Raw genomic sequence first — 2201 nt, 5'->3', positions numbered from 1 at the left:
TTAAAAGGCAGATGAATCAGGAAATCCAGAATAAATTTTATTGTTGAACCCTTTAAAGCAGATTTGATTATGGCAGATATTACTGACAAAAAAGGCAAAAAGTTGGAATGGTACAAGTATGTTGTGAAGAGATACCTTCGAGACATCTTGCAAGATTTGGCAAATTCCAAGAACCAAATGGAGCGTAGCTATTATGAAACTCGCTATGCTTGTCAGTTGGACGCTTTCGCCAAAGCATTGAATGTACGTCCCAAATTGTTGGAGAAATACATCAAGAAGTAATGATTACGGATTTACAAGATAAGATATGTAGAGGATGTTCCGAGCTATTTCCATATCTATGATGAATATTCTGACAATTGCACGGAAATCAGCATCACAGAAAAGGAGTTGGAAGATTAAGCAAAGGTAAAGGAGTGGCTAACCACCGCTCCACTTTGAAAGTACAAATTGGAATAATAAGTTATTAATACTGTGAGAAATTCCCACAGTATGATTTGTACCCGATTGGGGTTGGTGAGGTAAAATAAATGTTAAATTGCAGATAAATTTATTGTTTTGTTTCGTCGTTTGGAAACAAAATTGTATCTTTGTAAGCAGAAACTATAAATAAAATGAGCGGATATAAAATACAAGTGGTTTTGTTGGATGAAGCCCTGACATTTGTTCGTTCTTTGCCGTTGAAGGTTCAGCAGAAAATAACCTACAATTATAAGAAAATCGAACATGGCATTGTTGATAAGGAACTCTTCAAAAAATTAGAAAACTCTGAAATTTGGGAGTTTCGTACTTTATTCAATGGAAACTGCTATCGCCTATTCTCTTTTTGGGACACGGAGACTGGAACTTTGATTGTTGCCACACATGGTATAGTCAAGAAGACCCAAAAGACTCCCCAAAAAGAAATTGCAAAGGCAGAAGAGATTAGACAACAATATTTTGAATTAAAACATTGATAGATATGGCACAGATGCATTTGACACCACTTTCTGAAGTGGTTGATGAAGTTTGGGGCAAGACAGGTACTAAAGAGCGTGACATGATGGAAATGCAGCTCAAAGAAGATGTTAATGCCTATTATTTGGGCGAAGCAATTCGTAAAGCTCGTAAAGCACAGAATCTCACCCAAGAACAGCTCGGTGAACGTATTGGTGTACAACGAGCACAAATTTCACGTTTAGAAAAAGGAAATAGCACAATAACACTTCCCACGCTAAGTCGTGTTTTCCAAGCATTGGGTATTGCTACTGCGACACTTGATTTAGGAATTGCAGGTAAAGTCGCTTTGTGGTGATAAAGTGTGATTGATATGGAATAACACCAAGTTAGGCAAGAAATGACTACAAGAACTTTAGGTTTCTTTGTAAATAAGAGGTGGCTTTGAGCCACCTCTTTCCGGCTGCTCCCTATTCGGTCGCAACCTTCAGGCGAACCGTTCAGCTTTGCCTGTAAAGCGGTATCGGCGATGCTTTTTTTATATACGTATGCACGTATAGCGATATTTATGTTTATATATCTATATGTTTTGTTTTCTGTATATCTATGTGCGCAACCGAAACCAACTCTCTTTATTTATAGGTCTATTCCTTTGCTCATTTATATAGTCAAACAAAAAAGTAAGGTCATTGTTCTAATTGCTTTTTTATAAAGTTGTAACTTTTGTGGCATATCATTTATGTACTCCTTACCTTATATCTATATTTTAGTATTAATGTATATACATCTATATTGTCATACATCAATATGTCTATATTGACACAACCCCTTTCGCCAAGTTTTCTTCATGCACGGCAAAAGCTGTGTCTTCAGCAAAACACCGCGAAACTGCCCAGGAGCAAAGATGATCTTCACTCCGGAGCAGCAAGGGAGATAGGTCGAACATTCTTCAGGGGCGTTGTGAACAACACCCCATGCTACGGATGCAGCACACTTTCCGGGCTGCCATCAGAAAGTAAGGCTCGTTCTTTTTCTCAGAAGCTGAACGTTGCACGAGCTTCACAGAGAGAATGAGGCTTACTTTCTGCCTCTGTCACATGGTCTATAAGACCATTCGAAAAGAGTACGGCATCCTATATCTTTGTTTATATCTATATTGCCGTATTGGCATATTACTGTATTGTTGTATATCAGTATTGTCATATTACTCTCTATATCTATTGTTTGCAATAAGGCTATATATATTTTTCTATATCTATATTTCT

Annotated in this window: 3 protein-coding genes; all 3 read left to right on the top strand. The window is 37.3% G+C overall.

From position 1 onward, the window contains the following. Positions 1-69 precede the first annotated feature (69 nt). The 3 genes from DW917_RS16650 (at position 70) to DW917_RS16640 (ending at position 1294) form a co-directional block, all read left to right on the top strand. Entirely contained in the window at positions 70-282 is a 213-nt protein-coding gene (locus tag DW917_RS16650; protein ID WP_118120510.1) for a hypothetical protein, read from the top strand. Between the two features lie 332 nt (positions 283-614). After that, complete coding sequence (locus tag DW917_RS16645) at positions 615-956, top strand: type II toxin-antitoxin system RelE/ParE family toxin (RefSeq protein ID WP_106813554.1); 342 nt, start codon at positions 615-617, stop codon at positions 954-956. A 5-nt stretch (positions 957-961) separates the two neighbouring features. Then, positions 962-1294 (top strand): helix-turn-helix domain-containing protein, encoded by a 333-nt coding sequence (locus DW917_RS16640; protein WP_106813555.1) that lies wholly within the window; start codon positions 962-964, stop codon positions 1292-1294. The last annotated feature ends 907 nt before the right edge of the window (positions 1295-2201 follow it).

Origin of the sequence: Prevotella sp. AM42-24 (genome assembly GCF_003461825.1) — a bacterium.
Lineage (GTDB): Bacteria > Bacteroidota > Bacteroidia > Bacteroidales > Bacteroidaceae > Prevotella > Prevotella hominis.
The sequence above is the reverse complement of the archived record's forward strand: the minus strand, read 5'-3'. Positions and strand labels throughout refer to the sequence as shown.